Below are 17,124 nucleotides of genomic sequence, written 5' to 3' on the forward strand. Positions count from 1 at the left end.
GTGTCATGAGCTAAACGCCAGAAAGCGAAGTTCGTACAGAGGCCTTGTATTCGAATGGTGATGTCATGTAACATCAGAACATGTAATAGATGTTATTTTGTAAATCTTGTAAATATTATAGGTCAATAAGACTGTCCTTGATGCGCTTGTCGTACCCTTGGGAGATCAGAAAATGCCCGCCGTCTCGGGGAAAAAGCTGTTCGTCGGCCCGCGCTTCCGGCGGATCCGGCAGCAATTGGGGCTGTCACAGACCCAGATCGCCGAGGGGCTCGGGATCTCGCCGAGCTATGTCAACCTGATCGAGCGCAACCAGCGCCCGGTGACGGCGCAGATCCTGCTGCGGCTGGCCGAGACCTATGACCTCGACTTGCGCGACCTCGCGACCGCCGACGAGGACCGCTTCTTCGCCGAGCTGAACGAGATCTTCTCCGATCCGCTGTTCCGCCAGATCGACGTTCCCAAGCAGGAACTGCGCGACCTTGCCGAGCTCTGTCCCGGCGTCACCCATGCGCTGCAACGGCTCTATGCCGCCTATGCCGAGGCCCGCCAGGGCGAGACCTTGGCCGCGGCGCACATGGCCGACCGCGACGTCGGCACGCGCTATGAGGCCAATCCCGTCGAGCGCGTGCGCGAGCTGATCGAGGCCAACCGCAATTATTTTCCGGAGCTGGAACAGGCCGCGGAGACGCTTCGCGACGAACTGAACGTGCCGGCCGAAGGGCTCTATGCCGCGCTATCCGCACGCCTGCGCGAAAAGCATTCGATCCAGACCCGCATCATGCCGGTCGACGTGATGCGCGAGACGCTCAGGCGTTTCGACCGCCATCGCCGCCAGCTCCTGATCTCCGAGCTGGTCGATCCGCCCGGCCGCGCGTTCCAGCTCGCCTTCCAGCTGGGCCTGGGCGAATGCGCGCAAGCCCTGGAGACCATCATCGGCCGCGCCGGCCCGCTCGACGACGCGCCACGCCGCCTGTTCCGCATCACGCTCGCCAACTATTTTGCGGCGGCCGTGATGATGCCATACCCGGCCTTCCTCGCCGCGGCGGAGGCCTTGAACTACGACATCCACGTGCTGGCGCAGCGCTTCAATTCCGGCTTCGAGCAGGTCTGCCATCGCCTCACCACGCTGCAACGGCCGAACGCGCGCGGCATTCCGTTCTTCCTGCTGCGCGTCGACAATGCCGGCAACGTGTCGAAACGCTTTTCCTCCGGCACGTTCCCGTTCTCGAAATTCGGCGGCACCTGTCCGTTGTGGAACGTGCACTCGACTTTCGACACGCCGGATCGCCTGTTGAAGCAGGTGATCGAGCTCTCCGACGGCACGCGCTATTTCTCGATCGCGCAGATGGTGCGACGCCCCGTCGCGCCGCATCCGCTGCCGCAGCCGCGCTTCGCCATCGGCCTCGGCTGCGAGATCCGTCACGCCGCCCGCCTCGTCTACGCCTCCGGCCTGGATTTGGAGAAAACGGAGGGCACGCCGATCGGCGTCAACTGCCGCCTCTGCGAACGCGAAAACTGCGCCCAGCGCGCCGAGCCGCCGATCACGCGTACGCTGATTTTGGATGAGACGACAAGACGGGTGAGCTCTTTCGCGTTCTCGAACGCACGGGAGTTATGAGGGGGCTCCGGTGTCATGCCCCGCGAAGGCGGGGCATCCAGTACGCCGCGGCCCATCGGCTCCATCACTGCTGTCACGGAGTACTGGATCGCCGCCTTCGCGGGCGATGACAGCGGAAGATGTGGCCCGACTGACCCGCCTAACACCTACGCCAGCGTATGCACGATCACCGGCCCGGCTGCGGCGCTCGCATGCCCTGCGAGCAGCGGGCCGAGATCCTTCTCGATCCAGGCGATCGCGCGCCGGTTCGCCTCCTCCGCCTGCTCGAACTTGTCGAAGATCGAGATCGCGGTGACCGTGTCGTCGCCGGCATAGACGACGTAATAGGCACGGAAACCGTCGACGTCGCTGATGATCGGAACGGCGCCGTCCTTGATGCGGCGCGCCAGCTCTTCGGCGCTCCCGCTTTTCGCCTTGGCCTGACGGATGGCGGCATACATGGCATCCTCCTCCGGCTATTGCTGTCGGGCATGTGCCCGGCTTCGATCCTACGCCGAAGCGCGCGACCAATCCACGCTTGGTTAACCCGCCACTAATCCATTCCCGCGATCTGCAACCAACGGTTAAGCACGCCTCAACATCGGTGCCTTAGTCTCGCCCCACTCACTTTTCGCAAACGGCGACGGCCTATTCTGCCGGGTGAAGTGACATCAGGGGGTTCATCATGCGCGTTGCGCTGCTGCTGACCGCGACCGTTGTGGGCGCGCTCTTCGCCAATCCATCCCATGCCGGATCGCTCGACGCGTCGGCCGGGGCAGCGCAGGCGCTGCCGCCGGGCTTCCAGAGCTACCGCGGCTACATGTTCGACCTGACGGAGAATTCCGAGCGCAAGGACGTCGACAAGCTCACCGACAATCTGAAGCAGCAGATCGACGTCGTCGAAGCTTCCGGCCTGTCGCCGCGCGTGCTGCGCTTCTTCCACACCGTTCCGATCGTCGCGAGCGAGCTCGCCTGCCTCGACGAAGGCGCCGCGACCGCATGCTACGGCCGGGTCACGCCGGACATCCAGCGCACCGCACCCCGGACGCTGACGGTCTGGGGACCCCGACAAGCAGCGCTGGACCAATCCGAACGCCGTCGACCTCGCGGTCGATTCGGGCCTCGGCGTGATCATGCTGCGGCCGGACATGATGCGCTACGAGAAGGAAGCCGTGCTGCTGCACGAGCTGCTGCACGCCTATCACGCGCGGCTGTTGCCGGACGGCTACGCCAACAAGGGCGTGATTGGCTATTACGCCCTTGCCAAGTCCAAGGATATGTTACCCAAGGAATCCTATGCGATGAAGAATCCCATGGAATTCTTTGCCGTGACAGCCAGCATCTTCCTGGCCGGCAAGAGCGAATTCCACGACCCGAAGTCGCGCGAGGCGCTCAAGGAGAAGATGCCGGACTATTACAAATATCTGGTCGGCGTGTTCGGCTTCGACCCCGATCCAGCACCGGCGAGCGGTCCGGTTGCCTCGCTAAAATAAGGCGTCTGCGCCAAGCCACCCCAGAAAGCCGCGCAAAAATGCGCGGCTTTTTTGGTTTGGTAACCGGAAGCTGCGGATGACGCGCCGCCGGGAATTGCCAAGGCGGGGCCCGATCTGCATAGTCCCGCCCGCATCGATACCGTTTTAAGAGGATAGAACAACATGGCGGACGCCGACCTGGATGTCGTGATCCGGCAACTGGCCAGACAGCTGCATACGGGCCTTTTGACCCGCGCCAAGGAGCGCCGGGATCGCTTCAACGGCCTTGCGGCCAAGGCCAAGGGCAAGGAGACCGGCGACCGCTTCAAGATGATGGCCAAGGCCACGATGGAGCAGGCCACCGCCGCCGCCAAGCGCCTCCAGATGTCCGCCGACAACGTCGCCGACAGCTACGCCCGCTCGATGCGCCTGGTCGCCAGCACGCCGATCCCGGCGAAGGTGGAGAAGAAGGCGAAAGAGAAGCCGGTGAAGAAGGCCGCGAAGGCCAAGAAGGCCAAAGCCAAGAAGGCGAAGTAGTCGCCCTGCTTTCTTCCTTCTCCCCTTGTGGGAGAAGGTGGCATAGGCGGCCTTCGGCCGCCGTTCTTAAGAACGCCGAAGCGAAGCTTCGGCTATGGCGCCGGATGAGGGGTTCTCGCCGCGGACTCGCCGGCGAGAGGATCAATCGTGGAGATAAACCCCTCACCGGGCTCGCCGCGGCCGCGGCGAGCCACCCTCTCCCGCAAGGGGAGAGGGTTGCAGCGGCGAATGCGGCTCTAGATATCTCTACCGCCTCGGCGCGGGGGCCTGGTTCGGCTCGGCGCTCGCGAGCTCGGCGAGCTTGGCGCGGGCTGCGTCGCGGGTGCGGCCGTCCTTGCCGGCCGGCAGCGCGAGAGCCGCTTCGAAATCGGCGCGTGCGTCGTCGGCCTGGCCGCGGGCGAGGAATGCAAGGCCGCGGTCGAGGCGGGCCTGCGCATCCGACGGGTCGAGACGGACCGCCGTGTTGTAGCTCAGGATGGCGCGATCGAGATCGCCGGTGGCGGCGAGCGCGAGACCGCGCTGGTGATAGGGCGCGGCGTGCCTGGGATCATGTGCGATCGCCTCGTCGTAGTCCTCGATGGCAAGCTCCAGGTCGCCGTTCTGCCGGCGCGCCTGCGCCCGGTCGCGATACAGCGAGGCGCGGTTGGGATTGAGGTGGATGGCCTCGTCGAAATCCGCGATCGCCCGCTGCCAGTCGCCGTGGCGCAACGCGATCCGTCCGCGCCCTTCATAGGCGAACGCGATCAGCGATCCCCGCAGCGGCGAGAATCCGATCACCGCCGAGCAGATGTCGGGCTCGTCCTCGTCCCCGCAATTGACGACCGTGTGCGTGGACAGGCCGATGAGCACGCCCAGGACGATCAACAATGGTACCGCAGCTTTGGTCATCTTCGACCGTGGCAGGCAGAGGACCGGCCACGCATCCCCTTTCGAAGGAACAGTCTCGCCATGGTGTTAACACCGGCCGGGACCATCCTGTGTGCGCCAGGTCACAAAAGCTGGTCACAAAGCCGGGCGCGATTCCGGCCGGTTCCGCATCAGCCCCAAGGGCCACGGGAAGGACCAGGTGAAGGACCGCGCGAAGACGACTGCCCCCACGGGCTCCGCGGCGGGTAGTTTTCGTTGGCGCCGACCGACGGAGATGCCTGCGCGCCGAGCTCGGCCGCGAGCTGCTGGAGCGCCGCGATACGGTTCTGCGTCGAAGGATGGGTGGCGAACAGATTGTCCACACCATGGCCCGACAGCGGGTTGATGATGAACATGTGCGCGGTCGCGGGATTTCGCTCCGCCTCATAGTTCGGGACCTGATGCGCGGCGCCTTCGATCTTCAGCAGCGCCGACGCCAGCCACATCGGCTGGCCCGCAATGCGCGCGCCGAGATTGTCCGCGGCATATTCGCGGGTACGGCTGATCGCCATCTGCACCAGCATGGCGCCGATCGGGGCGAGGATCATCATCAGGATCGAGCCGACGATGCCGGGGCCGTTGTTGTCGCGATGGCCGCCGAAGAACATGCCGAACTGCGCCAGCATCGAGATCGCACCGGCAATGGTCGCGGTAACAGTCATCAGCAGCGTGTCGTGATGCTTGATATGCGCGAGCTCGTGCGCGATCACGCCGGCAAGCTCCTCGCGGCTGAGCTGATGCACAAGGCCGGTGGTGACGGCGACCGCGGCATTCTGCGGGTTGCGCCCGGTCGCGAACGCGTTGGGCTGAGCCTCGTCCATCACGAACACACGCGGCATCGGCAGCGAGGCGCGGCCCGCAAGCTCGGCGACGAGCCCGACCAGCTCCGGCGCGCTGGCGCGGTCGACCTCATGGGCGCCGTACATGCGGAGCACCATGCGGTCGGAGTTCCAGTAGGTGAAGAGATTGGTCGCGGCGGCAATGACGAGCGCGATCATGGCGCCGGTGGCGCCGCCGATCAGATAGCCGACGCCCATGAACAGGGCGGTGAGGCCGGCGAGCAGCATTGCGGTACGCAGATAGTTCATGGCCGTCTCCCAGGGCGGCCGCAGGCGAGCCATCGGCCGGCGCTATTCAGGTAGGGATGACCCCGGCCCGGATGCAAGGTTTCAAGGTGCGTCGCGGGGCCGCGGCTATGCCCAACATTGCATTCCCGGGCTTGTCCCGCCTGCGCGGCCGAAGCCGCTTCGGCGCGGCGAAGGCCCGGGCATCCACGTTCTTCCTCTACACAAGGCCCGAAAGGCGTGGATGGCCGGGACAAGCCCGGCCATGACGAAGGGATGGTTTGAGGCGCTCAATTCACTTAAGCTTTAGCAAGATTCCACACGCGCCCTTCTCCCCGCCGGAAACCTCATGCTCCAGACCCGATTTGCGATCGCGGCCGCCGCTCTGCTCGCCTTCGCCCTCCCCGCCTCCGCCCAGTTCGCGCCACCACCCGCCAAGCCCATCGCGCCCAAAGCCACAACCCCGTCGCCGCGCGCGGCCTCGTGCCACAATGGCGCGAGCTTCGATCGCTTCCTGGCCGACGTGAAAAAGCAGGCCGTTACCGCCGGCGTGTCGCAGCGGACGATATCGGAAGCCTCGCCCTACCTCGTCTACGACCAGGGCATCGTCAATCGCGACCGCGGCCAGCGCGTGTTCGGCCAGCTCTTCACCGAATTTGCCGGCCGCATGGCCGCGCCCTATCGCATGCAGAACGGCCAGCAGCACATCAAGAGCCACGCGGCTGCGTTCGCACGCGCCGAAAAGGAATACGGCGTGCCGCCGGCGGTGATCGCCGCGTTCTGGGGCCTCGAGAGCGATTTCGGCGTCAACATGGGCAATCTGCCGACGCTGAAATCGCTGGTGTCGCTGGCCTATGACTGCCGGCGCTCGGAGATGTTCGTGAACGAGACCATCGCCGCGCTGAAGATCATCGACCGTGGCGATCTCACACCCGACGAGATGGTCGGCTCCTGGGCCGGCGAGCTCGGGCAGACGCAGTTCTTGCCGGTGCATTACGTCAACTACGCCGTCGACTATGACGGCGACGGCCGCCGCGATCTCTTGCGCAGCGAGGACGACGTGATCGGCTCGACCGCGAACTACATCGCCAACGGATTGAAGTGGCGGCGCGGCGAGCCGTGGCTCGAAGAGATCAAGGTGCCGCAGAACCTGCCCTGGGATCAGACCGACCTCACGGTGCAGCAGCCGCGCTCGAAATGGGCGCAGTTGGGAGTCACCTATCCCGACGGCCGTCCGCTGCCGAACGACAATCTCGCGGCGTCCGTACTGCTGCCGATGGGACGCTTTGGTCCGGCCTTCATGGCGTATGCGAATTTCGCGGCCTACACCGAGTGGAATAACTCGCTGATCTATTCGACCACCGCGGGCTATCTCGCCACCCGCATCGCGGGCGCGGCTCCGATGCGCAAGCCGGCCCAACCGGTCGCGCAACTGCCGTTCAACGAGCTGAAGCAATTGCAGCAGCTCCTGGTCCAGGCCGGCTTCAACGTCGGCAAGGTCGACGGCGTGCTGGGCCAGCAGAGCCGCGCCGCCGTGAAGGCGATGCAGATCAAATACGGCCTGCCCGCCGATTCCTGGCCGACCGCCGAGCTGCTCGCGCGGATGCGCGGCGGCACGGCCCAGGCGCAGCCGGCGGGGATGATCCGGTAGAATTTTCGCACCGCACAAGCCGCTCTCGCGATTGTAATTTTCCGTGATGCTCCCATGTGAGTGGCTCAGGTTTCTCCTGAGATTTCCCATTCACAAGCGAGCATCACATGTCCTTCCACGACGCCGTCGTCCCCGCGTACTTGCAAATGCTGAACAGCCTGACCGGCCTGCTCACCAAAGCCGAGGCGCATTGCGCGGCCAAAAAGATCGACCCGGGCGTCCTGCTCGGCTCGCGCCTCTTCCCGGACATGCTGCCGCTGTCGAAGCAGATCCAGCTCGCCAGCGATTTCGCCGCCAAGGGCTGCGCCAGGCTGACCCATAGCGAGGTGCCTTCGATGCCCGACACGGAAAAGACGTTTGAGGAGCTGAAGCAGCGGCTCGCCAAGACGATCGACTACGTGAAATCGTACAAGCCGGAGCAGTTCGAAGGCGCCGACACCAAGGACGTGACCTTCCCGGCGGGCCCGGACCGGACCATGACACTCAAGGGCCAGCAGTTCTTCAGCGGGGTCTCGCTGCCGAACTTCTATTTCCACGCCACCACCGCTCACGGCATCATGCGTCACAACGGCGTCGAGATCGGCAAGCGCGATTTCCTCGGCGCGAACTGAGGGATCGCAGGCCGTGGCAGCGCAAATCCGCTGTCATGGCCGGGATTGCACATGAATCATGCTACGCGGGCCAGGCCGCGTAGCTCGCCTGCACTTTCCGTATGGCTCCTCCCTTGCGCTGATTGTCGCGATGCACAAGTGTTCGTGATCTCTCACCGCCTGGAAGCATTCCCATGAGCCGCCCGACCAAATTGCTAGAGACCTACAAGCTCGGCCCGATCACGCTGGCAAACCGCCTCGTGATGGCGCCGCTGACGCGCAACCGCGCCGCGCCCGGCACGTTCGTGCCGAGCCCGCTTGCTGCCGATTATTACGGCCAGCGCGCCTCCGCAGGTCTCCTGGTCACCGAAGCGAGCCAGATCTCACAGCAGGGCCAGGGCTACCAGGACACGCCCGGCATCTACAGCAAGGACCAGGTCACCGGCTGGCGCAAGGTCACCGACCGCGTGCATGAGCGCGACGGCAAGATCTTCATCCAGCTCTGGCATGTCGGCCGCATCTCGCATGTCGATCTCCAGGCCAATGGCGCAGCCCCGGTGGCGCCGAGCGCGATCCGCGCCAAGGGCAAGACCTTCGTCAACGGCACCTTCGCCGACGTCTCCGAGCCCCGCGCGCTCGAGCTGTCTGAAATTCCCGGCATCATCGACGACTTCAAGCGCGCCACCAAGAATGCGCTCGAGGCCGGATTCGACGGCGTCGAGATCCACGGCGCCAACGGCTATCTGCTCGACCAGTTCGCGAGGGACGGCGCCAACAAGCGCACCGATGCTTACGGCGGCTCCATCGAAAACCGCGCGCGGCTGATGCTCGAGGTCTCCAAGGCCGTTGCCGCCGAGGCCGGCGCCGACCGTACCGGCATCCGCATCTCGCCGGTGACGCCGGCCAACGACCTCTCCGACTCCAATCCGCAGGCCTTGTTCGATCACATCGTCGACGGCCTCAACGCACTCAAGCTGGTCTATCTCCACGTGGTCGAAGGCGCCACCGGCGGCCCGCGCGACATCGCCCCGTTCGACTATGCGGGCCTGCGCAAGCGCTTCACCGGCGCCTACATCGCCAACAACGGCTACGACTTCGATCTCGCGACCAAGGTGCTGGACGCGAATGCAGCCGATCTCATCGCGTTCGGCAAGCCGTTCATCTCCAACCCCGACCTGGTCGAGCGGCTGAAGACGGGCGCGGCGCTGAACGATTGGGACAAGAACACGTTCTACGGCGGCGGCGCCAAGGGCTACACGGATTATCCGACGCTCGCGGCCGAGCCGGCGGAGTAAGGCTGCGCCGTCGCTCCATCCTCCGTCATTGCGAGGAGCTCGTGACAAAATTGCAAAGCAATTTTGCACTGTAGCGACGAAGCAATCCAGACTGCCTCCGTGGAAAGACTCTGGATTGCTTCGCTGCGCTTGCAATGACGATGTGGGGACAGCGCCTAACTCACCAAAAGAAAAAGGCCGGGATCGCTCCCGGCCTTTCGTGTTTGATGACGCTACGCGCCGCTTACTTCGCTTCCGCGCGCTTGGGCGGGGACGCCGGCCACGACTTGATCAGCGTGTCGTAGTCGACCGTCTCACCCTTCGGCTTCTCGTTGGCGAGCTTGCGCTGCGGCGCGATGGTGCCGTCCTTCTGGGCCTTGGCGTACCAGAACTCGGCGGTCTCCTTCTTGTGCAGCTTCGGACCGCAGGCGCCCTGCACGCCGGACTTCTCGAGGCGCTCCATGACGGAGTCCTGAGCGGCCGCGAGTGCATCCATCGCAGCTTGCGGCGTCTTCGCACCGGACGACGCATCGCCGATGTTCTGCCACCAGAGCTGCGCGAGCTTCGGATAGTCAGGCACGTTGTTGCCGGTCGGGGTCCACTGCACGCGCGCGGGCGAGCGGTAGAACTCGATCAGGCCGCCGAGCTTCGGCGCACGCTCGGTGAACGACTTGTCCCAGATGTCGGATTCACGGATGAAGGTGAGACCGACATGGCTCTTCTTCAGCGACACCGTCTTGGAAACGATGAACTGCAAGTAGAGCCAGGCCGCCTTGCGGCGGTCAGCCGGGGTCGACTTCAACAGCGTGAGCGAGCCGGCGTCCTGGTAGCCGAGCTTCATGCCTTCCTTCCAGTACGAGCCGTGCGGCGACGGAGCCATACGCCACTTCGGCGTACCGTCCGCGTTCATCACGGCGATGCCCGGCTTCACCATGTCGGCGGTGAAGGCGGTATACCAGAACATCTGCTGGGCGATGTTGCCCTGAGCCGGCACGGGACCGGACTCGGAGAAGGTCATGCCCTGGGCCTGCGGCGGGGCATACTTCTTCATCCACTCGAGGTACTTGGTGATCGAGTAGACCGCGGCCGGACCGTTGGTGTCGCCACCGCGATCGACCGAGGAGCCGACCGGACGGCAGCCTTCCATGCGGATGCCCCATTCGTCGACCGGCAGACCGTTCGGGATGCCCTTGTCGCCGTTACCGGCCATCGACAGCCAGGCGTCGGTGAAACGCCAGCCGAGCGAGGGATCCTTCTTGCCATAGTCCATATGGCCGTAGACCTTGACGCCGTTGATCTCCTTGATGTCGTTCGTGAAGAACTCGGCGATGTCTTCATAGGCCGACCAGTTCACGGGCACGCCGAGCTCGTAGCCATACTTGGCCTTGAACTTGGCCTTGTAGTCCGCGTTGGTGAACCAGTCGTAGCGGAACCAATAGAGGTTCGCGAACTGCTGGTCGGGCAGCTGATAGAGCTTGCCGTCCGGCGCGGTGCCGAACGACTTGCCGATGAAGTCGTTGACGTCGAGCTGGGGATCGGTGACGTCCTTGCCCTCGCCGGTCATGTAATCCGACAGTGCGATGGTCTGGCCGTAGCGGAAGTGCGTGCCGATCAGATCGGAATCGTTGATCCAGCCGTCATAGACGTTCTTGCCGGACTGCATCTGCGTCTGCAGCTTCTCGACGACGTCACCTTCCTGGATGATGTCGTGCTTGAGCTTGATGCCGGTGAGCTCGGAGAACGCCTTTGCCAGCGTCTGCGACTCGTATTCGTGGGTCGCGATGGTCTCGGAGACGACGTTGATCTCCATGCCCTTGAAGGGCTCGGCGGCCTTGGCGAACCACTCCAGCTCCTTCTTCTGCTCGTCCTTCGACAGCGTCGAGGGCTGGAATTCCGCAATCCACTTCTGGATCGCGGCGTCGTCGGCGGCGCGGACCGGCGCCGAGACGGCGAACGACACCGCAACGATGGCGGCGGCGCTGGACATGGTCAGAAAGCTATTCTTGGTCAATGGACCTTTCCTTCTCCTAAACTGTCGCATGTTGTTCCTCCGTTGCAGCGACAAAATTTTATACAGGCCCGGGTTGCCCCCGGATCTGGCCGTCCCTTCGCGAGCTTCAGACCGTGCGAAAAATGAGCACGGCCGTGGCCAGCGAAATTCCACTTGCGAGCCAGAGGCTCGAAATCTCAAAACCTTCCTCGCCGATCGGCAGGGTGGCGAGTGTATCGGTGCCGGCGAAGGCGATCCACAGAAGGTGGATGACGGCCGCCGTGATCAGGGAGATGAACAGGCGATCGCCCCGCGTCGTCGGAATGCTGAGCACGCCGACGCGCTCGGCTTCGGGATAGACCGCGGCGAGGTAAGTCATGACCGCGAGGGTGGAGGCGAGCGCCACGAAGAAGATCGCCGTCGGCAGCGTCCAGGCCATCCATGCAATAGATTCCATCGATGCCTCCCTACACCCGACCGAGCGCGAAACCGCTCGCGATGTAATTGCGGACGAACCAGATCACGAGGGCGCCCGGGATGATGGTAAGCACGCCGGCTGCGGCCAGCAGGCCCCAGTCCATGCCCGCGGCCGATACCGTACGCGTCATGATCGCCGCGATCGGTTTTGCCTGCACCGAGGTCAGCGTCCGCGCGAGCAGGAGCTCGACCCAGGAGAACATGAAGCAGAAGAAGGCGGCGACGCCGATGCCGCTCGCGATCAGCGGCACCAGGATCCTGATGAAGAAGCGCGGGAACGAATAGCCGTCGAGGAAGGCGGTCTCGTCGATCTCGCGCGGCACGCCGGAGACGAAGCCTTCGAGGATCCACACCGCCAGCGGAACGTTGAAGATGCAATGCGCGAGCGCGACCGCCCACGGCGTATCGAACAGGCCGATCGCCGAATAGAGGTTGAAGAACGGCAGCGCATAGACCGCCGCCGGGGCCATGCGGTTCGACAGCAGCCAAAAGAACAGGTGCTTGTCGCCGAGGAAGCGGTAGCGCGAGAACGCGTAGGCCGCGGGCAGCGCCACCGAGATCGAGATGATGGTGTTGAGGACGACGTATTTGAGCGAGTTGATGTAGCCGGAGTACCAGCTCTCGTCGGTGAAGATGCGCTTGTAATGCTGCAGCGTCGGCGCATGCGGCCACAGCGTCATCGTCGAGACGATTTCTGCGTTGGTCTTGAAGCTCATGTTGACGAGCCAGTAGATCGGCAACAACAGGAAGATCAGAAACAGCGCCATGATGACGCGGCGGCCGGGAATTGAGTGCATCAGGCCACTCCTTCCTTTGGCTTGAGTGCAGTCACGGGCTTGAGCACGGCCGAAGGCTTGGGCTCCGTCGCCGGCTCGGTCTCGGCCTGGACTTTGCGTTCGACGCCGGCATTGGTCATGACGGTATAGAAGATCCAGCAGACGATCAGGATGATCAGATTATAGACCAGCGAGAGCGCCGCGGCCTTGCCGAGGTCGAACTGGCCGAGCGCGATCTTGACGAGCTCGATCGACACGAAGGTCGTCGAGTTGCCGGGTCCGCCACCCGTCACCACGAACGGCTCGGTGTAGATCATGAACGAGTCCATGAAGCGCAGCAGCACGGCGATCAGGAGCACGCGGTTCATCTTCGGCAGCTGGATCGCCTTGAAGACGGCCCAGCGCGAGGCGCCGTCGATCTGAGCTGCCTGGTAATAGGCCTCGGGGATCGACTTCAAACCGGCGTAGCACAGCAGCGCGACCAGGCTGGTCCAGTGCCAGACGTCCATCACGATGACGGTAACCCAGGCATCGACGGCGTTGGAGACGTAGTTGTAGTCGATGCCGATCGCATTGAGCACATAGCCCATCAGACCGATGTCGGGCCGGCCGAAGATCTGCCAGATCGTGCCGACCACGTTCCACGGAATCAGCAACGGCAGCGCGAGGATGACGAGGCAGGCCGCCACCGTCCAGCCCTGACGCGGCATCGACAGCGCAATGACGATGCCGAGCGGCACCTCGATCGCGAGGATCACCATCGAGAAGAACAGATTGCGGCCGAGCGAGGCGAGGAATCGGCCGCCGAGATCGGTCGAGGGATCGAGCAGCTCCTTGAACCAGCCGACGCCGTTCCAGAAGAACTGATTGTTGCCGAAGGTGTCCTGCATCGAATAGTTCACGACCGTCATCAGCGGCAGCACCGCCGAGAAGGCCACGACCAGGAACACCGGCAGCACCAGGAACCAGGCTTTTTGGTTGACGGTCTTGTCCATCAGGCGGCTCCCTCCACCAGAAGGCTGTCGGCATAGACGTGGACATGCGCCGGATCGAATTTCAGCCCGGCGGTGCCATCCGCGCTGGTGAAGCCCGCCGGCGCGCGCGCCGCGATCTTGGCCTCGCCGATGCGGACGCGCGCGAAGCGGATGCGGCCGAGGTCGTCGATGCGGTCGATCTTCGCACTGAGCAATCCGGGTGCGGGCGCGACGGCGTCGACGAACTCCGGACGCACGCCGATCTCGATCTTGGCGCCGGCAGGCAGGCTGTCATAGCTGCGGTTGAGCGCGATGACATTCCCGCCGATGCGCGCCTCGCGACCCTTCACCTCGGCCGGCAGGATGTTCATGCCGGGCGAGCCGATGAAATAGCCCACGAAGGTGTGCGCCGGCTTGTCGAACAGCTCGGCGGGCGTGCCGCTCTGCACCACGCGGCCGTCATGCATGACAACAACGGTGTCGGCAAAGGTGAGCGCCTCGGTCTGGTCGTGGGTGACGTAGATCATCGTCAGGTCGAGCTCGCGATGCAGCGCCTTCAGCTTGGAGCGGAGCTGCCATTTCAGCTCGGGATCGATCACGGTCAGCGGCTCGTCGAACAGCACGGCGGCGACGTCGGAGCGGACCAGGCCACGGCCGAGCGAGATTTTTTGCTTGGCATCCGCCGTGAGGCGCGTCGCCTTGCGATTGAGATAGGGCTCAAGGTCGAGCAGGCGGCCGATCTCGGCGACGCGCTTGTCGATCTCGGCCTTTGGCACGCCGCGGTTCTTCAGCGGAAACGCCAGGTTCTGCCCCACCGTCATGGTGTCGTAGATCACCGGAAACTGGAACACCTGGGCGATGTTGCGCTTCTGGGTTGACAGCGGTGTGATGTCCTGGCCGTCGAACAGGATTTTCCCCCGCGACGGCGTGATGATGCCGGAGATGACGTTGAGCAGCGTGGTCTTGCCGCAGCCGGACGGCCCGAGCAGCGCGTAAGCACCGCCCTGCCGCCAGGTCATGGTCACCGGCTTCAGCGCAAAGCTGTCCTGCGGCGCATCATTGCCGCCGTAAGAGTGGGCGAGATCGACGAGGTCAATGCGGGCCATGTCGCATCTCCCTCAAGAGCCCGGCGCGGCGACCAGGCGGTCGGCCGCGTCGAAGACGAAGATATCATTGGGATCGAGCACGGCATCGATGGTCTGGCCGGGCTCAAACTCGTGCACGCCGTGCAGCACCGCCACCCAGTTCGATCCGTCGCGGGTCAGATGCACGAAACTCTCCGAACCGGTGATCTCGGTCACCGTCACCGTGGCGTGGAAGGCATGACGGTCGGCCTCGCCGTTGGCGAGGGCGAGCTGATGCGCGCGGAAACCGACGCGATAGGCGCCGTCGGCGAGCGATGAATAGAGCCCGGAGGCCGGCGCGGCGATGCCGCCCGCATATTGCACAGAGCCGTTCTTCTTCTCGATGCCGACGAGGTTGAGCGGCGGATCGGAGAACACCTGGGCGACCCGCAGCGTCTGCGGACGGCGGTAGACGTTCGGCGTCTCGCCGATCTGGAGCGCCTGCCCCTCCCACATGCAGACCGTGTTGCCGCCGAGTAGCAGCGCCTCGGTCGGCTCGGTCGTGGCATAGACGAAGATCGCGCCGGACGCCTCGAAGATGCGCGGCAGCTCGGTACGCAGCTCCTCGCGCAGCTTGTAGTCGAGATTGGCGAGCGGTTCGTCGAGCAGCACGAGATCGGCGCCCTTCACCAGCGCGCGCGCCATCGCGGTGCGCTGCTGCTGGCCGCCGGAGAGCTGGAGCGGCGTGCGTTTCAGGAACGGCTCGAGCCGGAGCAGCCGCGCGGCTTCCGCGACACGCTTCTCGATCTCCTCGCGCGGCTTGCCCTGCACGCGCAGCGGCGAGGCGATGTTCTCGTAGACCGTCAGCGAGGGATAGTTGATGAACTGCTGATAGACCATCGCGACCGAACGCTTACGCACGTCGACACCGGTGACGTCCTTGCCGTTGACCAGCACCTTGCCTGAGGTCGGTTTGTCGAGGCCGGCGAGCAGCCGCATGATCGAGGTCTTGCCTGACAGCGTCGGCCCGAGCAGCACGTTAAGCGTGCCGCTCTCGAGCGTCAGCGAGACGTCGCGGATGTGCGGTATCCCCTCGACGGTCCGGGTCACATGATCGAGCGTCACGGTCATGAGCGTCCTCCCGCTTCCAGCAGGGGACTTTGCGGCACAGCGTGGGTTGCAATCCAGTCGTTCAATGCAGCAACCTCGTCGGCAGATAGTCGCAGGCCAAGTTTGGAGCGGCGCCAGACGATGTCTTCCGCCGTGACCGCCCATTCATTGGCCATGAGGTAGCGGACCTCGCGTTCGGTCAGTGTCGCGCCGAAGGCCTGGCCGAGATCGGCGGCCGACTTGGCATCGCCAAGCAGCTTGATGGCGCGGGTACCATAGGCGCGCGCGAGGCGCCGCGCATGCTCATGGCTGAGGAAGGGATAGCCGCGCTGGAGCTCGGCGATCAGGCCGTCGACGTCGGACACGCCCATGTCCCCGCCGGGCAGCGGCCATTTGCCGGTCCAGCCTTCGCGCGCTTTCGCACTGCGAAGATAGGGCGCGAGCCGTTCCAACGCCTCTTCGGCGAGCCGGCGGTAGGTCGTGATCTTGCCGCCATAGATCGAGAGCAGCGGCACGCCGCCGGGTGTGTCGAGCTCAAACACGTAGTCGCGCGTCGCCGCCTTGGCTTCGCTGGCGCCGTCGTCATAGAGCGGCCGCACGCCGGAATAGGTCCAGACCACGTCCGCTGAAGTCACCGGCTTGGCCAGATATTCGCTCGCGGCGGCGCAAAGGTACTCGATCTCTTCGGGCGTCGCCTTCACCTTGGCGGGATCGCCGTCATAATCGCGATCGGTGGTGCCGATCAGCGTGAAATCGTCCTGGTACGGAATCACGAAGATGATGCGGCCGTCCGCGTTCTGGAACATGTAGGCGCGGTCGTGGTCGTAGAGCTTTTTGACTACGATGTGCGACCCCTGCACCAGGCGCACCTTGGCCTTCGCGTTCACGCCGGCGCCGCGGCCGAGCACATCCTCGACCCAGGGGCCGCCGGCATTGACCACCGCGCGGGCCTGGACCTGCGAACGCTCGCCGGTCAGCGTGTTGACCATGCTGACGGTCCAGATGCCGCCGGACTGCTTGATATCCGTCGCGCGGGTGCGGGGGCGGATCTCAGCGCCCTTGTCCGCGGCATCGCGCGCGTTGAGCACGACGAGACGGGCGTCGTCGACGAAGCAGTCGGAATATTCGAACGCGCGGCTGTAGCGGTTCGGGATCAGCGGACGGCCAACCTCGTCGCGCCTGAGATCGACCGAACGCGTCGCCGGCAACAGGTGCCGGCCGCCGATATGGTCATAGAGGAAGAGGCCGAGGCGCAGCAGCCAGGCCGGGCGCAGGCCGGCGTGATGCGGCAAAACGAAACGCAGGGGACGGATGATATGGGGCGCGATGCCCCAAAGGATCTCGCGCTCGATCAGCGCCTCGCGGACCAGGCGAAACTCGTAATATTCGAGATAGCGCAGGCCGCCATGCACCAGCTTGGTCGACCAGGACGAGGTCCCGCTCGCCAGATCGTTCATTTCGCACAGGAAAACCGTGTTGCCCCGGCCCACCGCGTCGCGCGCGATGCCGCAGCCGTTAACACCGCCTCCGATAATGGCGAGGTCGAAAATACGCTCCAACAGACGCATCCCCCGGCGACCGCTCGTTCCTTCGAGCGACTACTTTCGTTTTTGATTAGATCACACCGAAAAACGAAAGCAAG

At 64.5% G+C, this 17,124-nt stretch carries 16 protein-coding genes; 6 read left to right on the plus strand and 10 right to left on the minus strand.

The genetic code is table 11. From position 1 onward, the window contains the following. Nucleotides 1–172: 172 nt before the first annotated feature. A complete protein-coding gene (locus AC0L3X_RS37735) occupies nt 173–1,618 on the plus strand; it encodes a helix-turn-helix domain-containing protein (protein WP_063985175.1) in 1,446 nt (481 codons plus the stop codon). 146 nt (nt 1,619–1,764) lie between these two features. Here the strand turns inward: AC0L3X_RS37735 and AC0L3X_RS37740 are convergent, their stop codons facing one another. Then, nucleotides 1,765–2,058, minus strand: a complete 294-nt coding sequence (locus tag AC0L3X_RS37740; RefSeq protein ID WP_014497428.1) for an antibiotic biosynthesis monooxygenase — start codon at nt 2,056–2,058, stop codon at nt 1,765–1,767. Nucleotides 2,059–2,730: 672 nt separating this feature from the next. Here AC0L3X_RS37740 and AC0L3X_RS37745 point away from each other — a divergent pair. Both AC0L3X_RS37745 and AC0L3X_RS37750 read left to right on the plus strand, forming a co-directional pair. After that, on the plus strand, nt 2,731–3,090 hold the full coding sequence (locus tag AC0L3X_RS37745) for a hypothetical protein (RefSeq protein ID WP_473317241.1): 360 nt from the start codon (nt 2,731–2,733) through the stop codon (nt 3,088–3,090). A 162-nt stretch (nt 3,091–3,252) separates the two neighbouring features. Next, entirely contained in the window at nt 3,253–3,606 is a 354-nt protein-coding gene (locus tag AC0L3X_RS37750; protein WP_071916202.1) for a hypothetical protein, read from the plus strand. A gap of 246 nt (nt 3,607–3,852) precedes the next feature. Here the strand turns inward: AC0L3X_RS37750 and AC0L3X_RS37755 are convergent, their stop codons facing one another. Together AC0L3X_RS37755 and htpX are read right to left on the minus strand one after the other, a co-directional pair. After that, nucleotides 3,853–4,494, minus strand: coding sequence for a tetratricopeptide repeat protein (locus AC0L3X_RS37755; protein ID WP_014497431.1), 642 nt, complete (start codon nt 4,492–4,494; stop codon nt 3,853–3,855). Nucleotides 4,495–4,643: 149 nt separating this feature from the next. Beyond that, on the minus strand, nt 4,644–5,600 hold the full coding sequence (gene htpX, locus AC0L3X_RS37760; RefSeq protein ID WP_354131828.1) for a zinc metalloprotease HtpX: 957 nt from the start codon (nt 5,598–5,600) through the stop codon (nt 4,644–4,646). Between the two features lie 325 nt (nt 5,601–5,925). On the opposite strand from htpX, the gene AC0L3X_RS37765 reads away from it, so the two are divergent. From AC0L3X_RS37765 to AC0L3X_RS37775, 3 genes are all read left to right on the plus strand, one after another. After that, entirely contained in the window at nt 5,926–7,227 is a 1,302-nt protein-coding gene (locus AC0L3X_RS37765) for a lytic murein transglycosylase (protein WP_354131829.1), read from the plus strand. A 107-nt stretch (nt 7,228–7,334) separates the two neighbouring features. Continuing rightward, entirely contained in the window at nt 7,335–7,838 is a 504-nt protein-coding gene (locus AC0L3X_RS37770; RefSeq protein ID WP_063985181.1) for a DUF1993 domain-containing protein, read from the plus strand. A 173-nt stretch (nt 7,839–8,011) separates the two neighbouring features. Then, nucleotides 8,012–9,112: an alkene reductase gene (locus AC0L3X_RS37775; protein WP_354131830.1), complete on the plus strand. Its 1,101-nt coding sequence runs from the start codon at nt 8,012–8,014 to the stop codon at nt 9,110–9,112. Nucleotides 9,113–9,335: 223 nt separating this feature from the next. Here the strand turns inward: AC0L3X_RS37775 and AC0L3X_RS37780 are convergent, their stop codons facing one another. The 7 genes from AC0L3X_RS37780 to glpD form a co-directional block, all read right to left on the minus strand. Further along, nucleotides 9,336–11,078, minus strand: coding sequence for an ABC transporter substrate-binding protein (locus AC0L3X_RS37780; RefSeq protein WP_354131893.1), 1,743 nt, complete (start codon nt 11,076–11,078; stop codon nt 9,336–9,338). A 130-nt stretch (nt 11,079–11,208) separates the two neighbouring features. Next, nucleotides 11,209–11,538, minus strand: a complete 330-nt coding sequence (locus AC0L3X_RS37785) for a DUF2160 domain-containing protein (protein WP_135216342.1) — start codon at nt 11,536–11,538, stop codon at nt 11,209–11,211. Nucleotides 11,539–11,548: 10 nt separating this feature from the next. Further along, nucleotides 11,549–12,355 carry a carbohydrate ABC transporter permease gene (locus AC0L3X_RS37790; RefSeq protein WP_063985185.1) on the minus strand — a complete coding sequence of 269 codons (807 nt, stop codon included), beginning with the start codon at nt 12,353–12,355 and terminating at the stop codon, nt 11,549–11,551. Then, nucleotides 12,355–13,329, minus strand: a complete 975-nt coding sequence (locus AC0L3X_RS37795; protein ID WP_063985186.1) for a carbohydrate ABC transporter permease — start codon at nt 13,327–13,329, stop codon at nt 12,355–12,357. Before AC0L3X_RS37795 ends, AC0L3X_RS37790 begins: the two co-directional genes overlap by 1 nt. Continuing rightward, nucleotides 13,329–14,414 (minus strand): ABC transporter ATP-binding protein, encoded by a 1,086-nt coding sequence (locus AC0L3X_RS37800; protein ID WP_063985187.1) that lies wholly within the window; start codon nt 14,412–14,414, stop codon nt 13,329–13,331. Before AC0L3X_RS37800 ends, AC0L3X_RS37795 begins: the two co-directional genes overlap by 1 nt. 12 nt (nt 14,415–14,426) lie before the next feature. Continuing rightward, entirely contained in the window at nt 14,427–15,503 is a 1,077-nt protein-coding gene (locus tag AC0L3X_RS37805; RefSeq protein ID WP_354131831.1) for an ABC transporter ATP-binding protein, read from the minus strand. Further along, nucleotides 15,500–17,050 (minus strand): glycerol-3-phosphate dehydrogenase, encoded by a 1,551-nt coding sequence (glpD, locus tag AC0L3X_RS37810; RefSeq protein WP_354131832.1) that lies wholly within the window; start codon nt 17,048–17,050, stop codon nt 15,500–15,502. The genes AC0L3X_RS37805 and glpD overlap by 4 nt, the downstream gene beginning before the upstream one ends. Between the last annotated feature and the right edge of the window lie 74 nt (nt 17,051–17,124).

The sequence above is a fragment of the Bradyrhizobium sp. MI1.7 genome, from assembly GCF_055811795.1.

Coding starts and splice junctions, on each gene's coding strand:
- AC0L3X_RS37735 (WP_063985175.1), top strand. CDS start 173: ATGCCCGCCGTCTCGGGGAAAAAGCTGTTCGTCGGCCCGCGCTTCCGG.
- AC0L3X_RS37740 (WP_014497428.1), bottom strand. CDS start 2,058: ATGTATGCCGCCATCCGTCAGGCCAAGGCGAAAAGCGGGAGCGCCGAA.
- AC0L3X_RS37745 (WP_473317241.1), top strand. CDS start 2,731: ATGCTGCGGCCGGACATGATGCGCTACGAGAAGGAAGCCGTGCTGCTG.
- AC0L3X_RS37750 (WP_071916202.1), top strand. CDS start 3,253: ATGGCGGACGCCGACCTGGATGTCGTGATCCGGCAACTGGCCAGACAG.
- AC0L3X_RS37755 (WP_014497431.1), bottom strand. CDS start 4,494: ATGACCAAAGCTGCGGTACCATTGTTGATCGTCCTGGGCGTGCTCATC.
- htpX (WP_354131828.1), bottom strand. CDS start 5,600: ATGAACTATCTGCGTACCGCAATGCTGCTCGCCGGCCTCACCGCCCTG.
- AC0L3X_RS37765 (WP_354131829.1), top strand. CDS start 5,926: ATGCTCCAGACCCGATTTGCGATCGCGGCCGCCGCTCTGCTCGCCTTC.
- AC0L3X_RS37770 (WP_063985181.1), top strand. CDS start 7,335: ATGTCCTTCCACGACGCCGTCGTCCCCGCGTACTTGCAAATGCTGAAC.
- AC0L3X_RS37775 (WP_354131830.1), top strand. CDS start 8,012: ATGAGCCGCCCGACCAAATTGCTAGAGACCTACAAGCTCGGCCCGATC.
- AC0L3X_RS37780 (WP_354131893.1), bottom strand. CDS start 11,078: ATGTCCAGCGCCGCCGCCATCGTTGCGGTGTCGTTCGCCGTCTCGGCG.
- AC0L3X_RS37785 (WP_135216342.1), bottom strand. CDS start 11,538: ATGGAATCTATTGCATGGATGGCCTGGACGCTGCCGACGGCGATCTTC.
- AC0L3X_RS37790 (WP_063985185.1), bottom strand. CDS start 12,355: ATGCACTCAATTCCCGGCCGCCGCGTCATCATGGCGCTGTTTCTGATC.
- AC0L3X_RS37795 (WP_063985186.1), bottom strand. CDS start 13,329: ATGGACAAGACCGTCAACCAAAAAGCCTGGTTCCTGGTGCTGCCGGTG.
- AC0L3X_RS37800 (WP_063985187.1), bottom strand. CDS start 14,414: ATGGCCCGCATTGACCTCGTCGATCTCGCCCACTCTTACGGCGGCAAT.
- AC0L3X_RS37805 (WP_354131831.1), bottom strand. CDS start 15,503: ATGACCGTGACGCTCGATCATGTGACCCGGACCGTCGAGGGGATACCG.
- glpD (WP_354131832.1), bottom strand. CDS start 17,050: ATGCGTCTGTTGGAGCGTATTTTCGACCTCGCCATTATCGGAGGCGGT.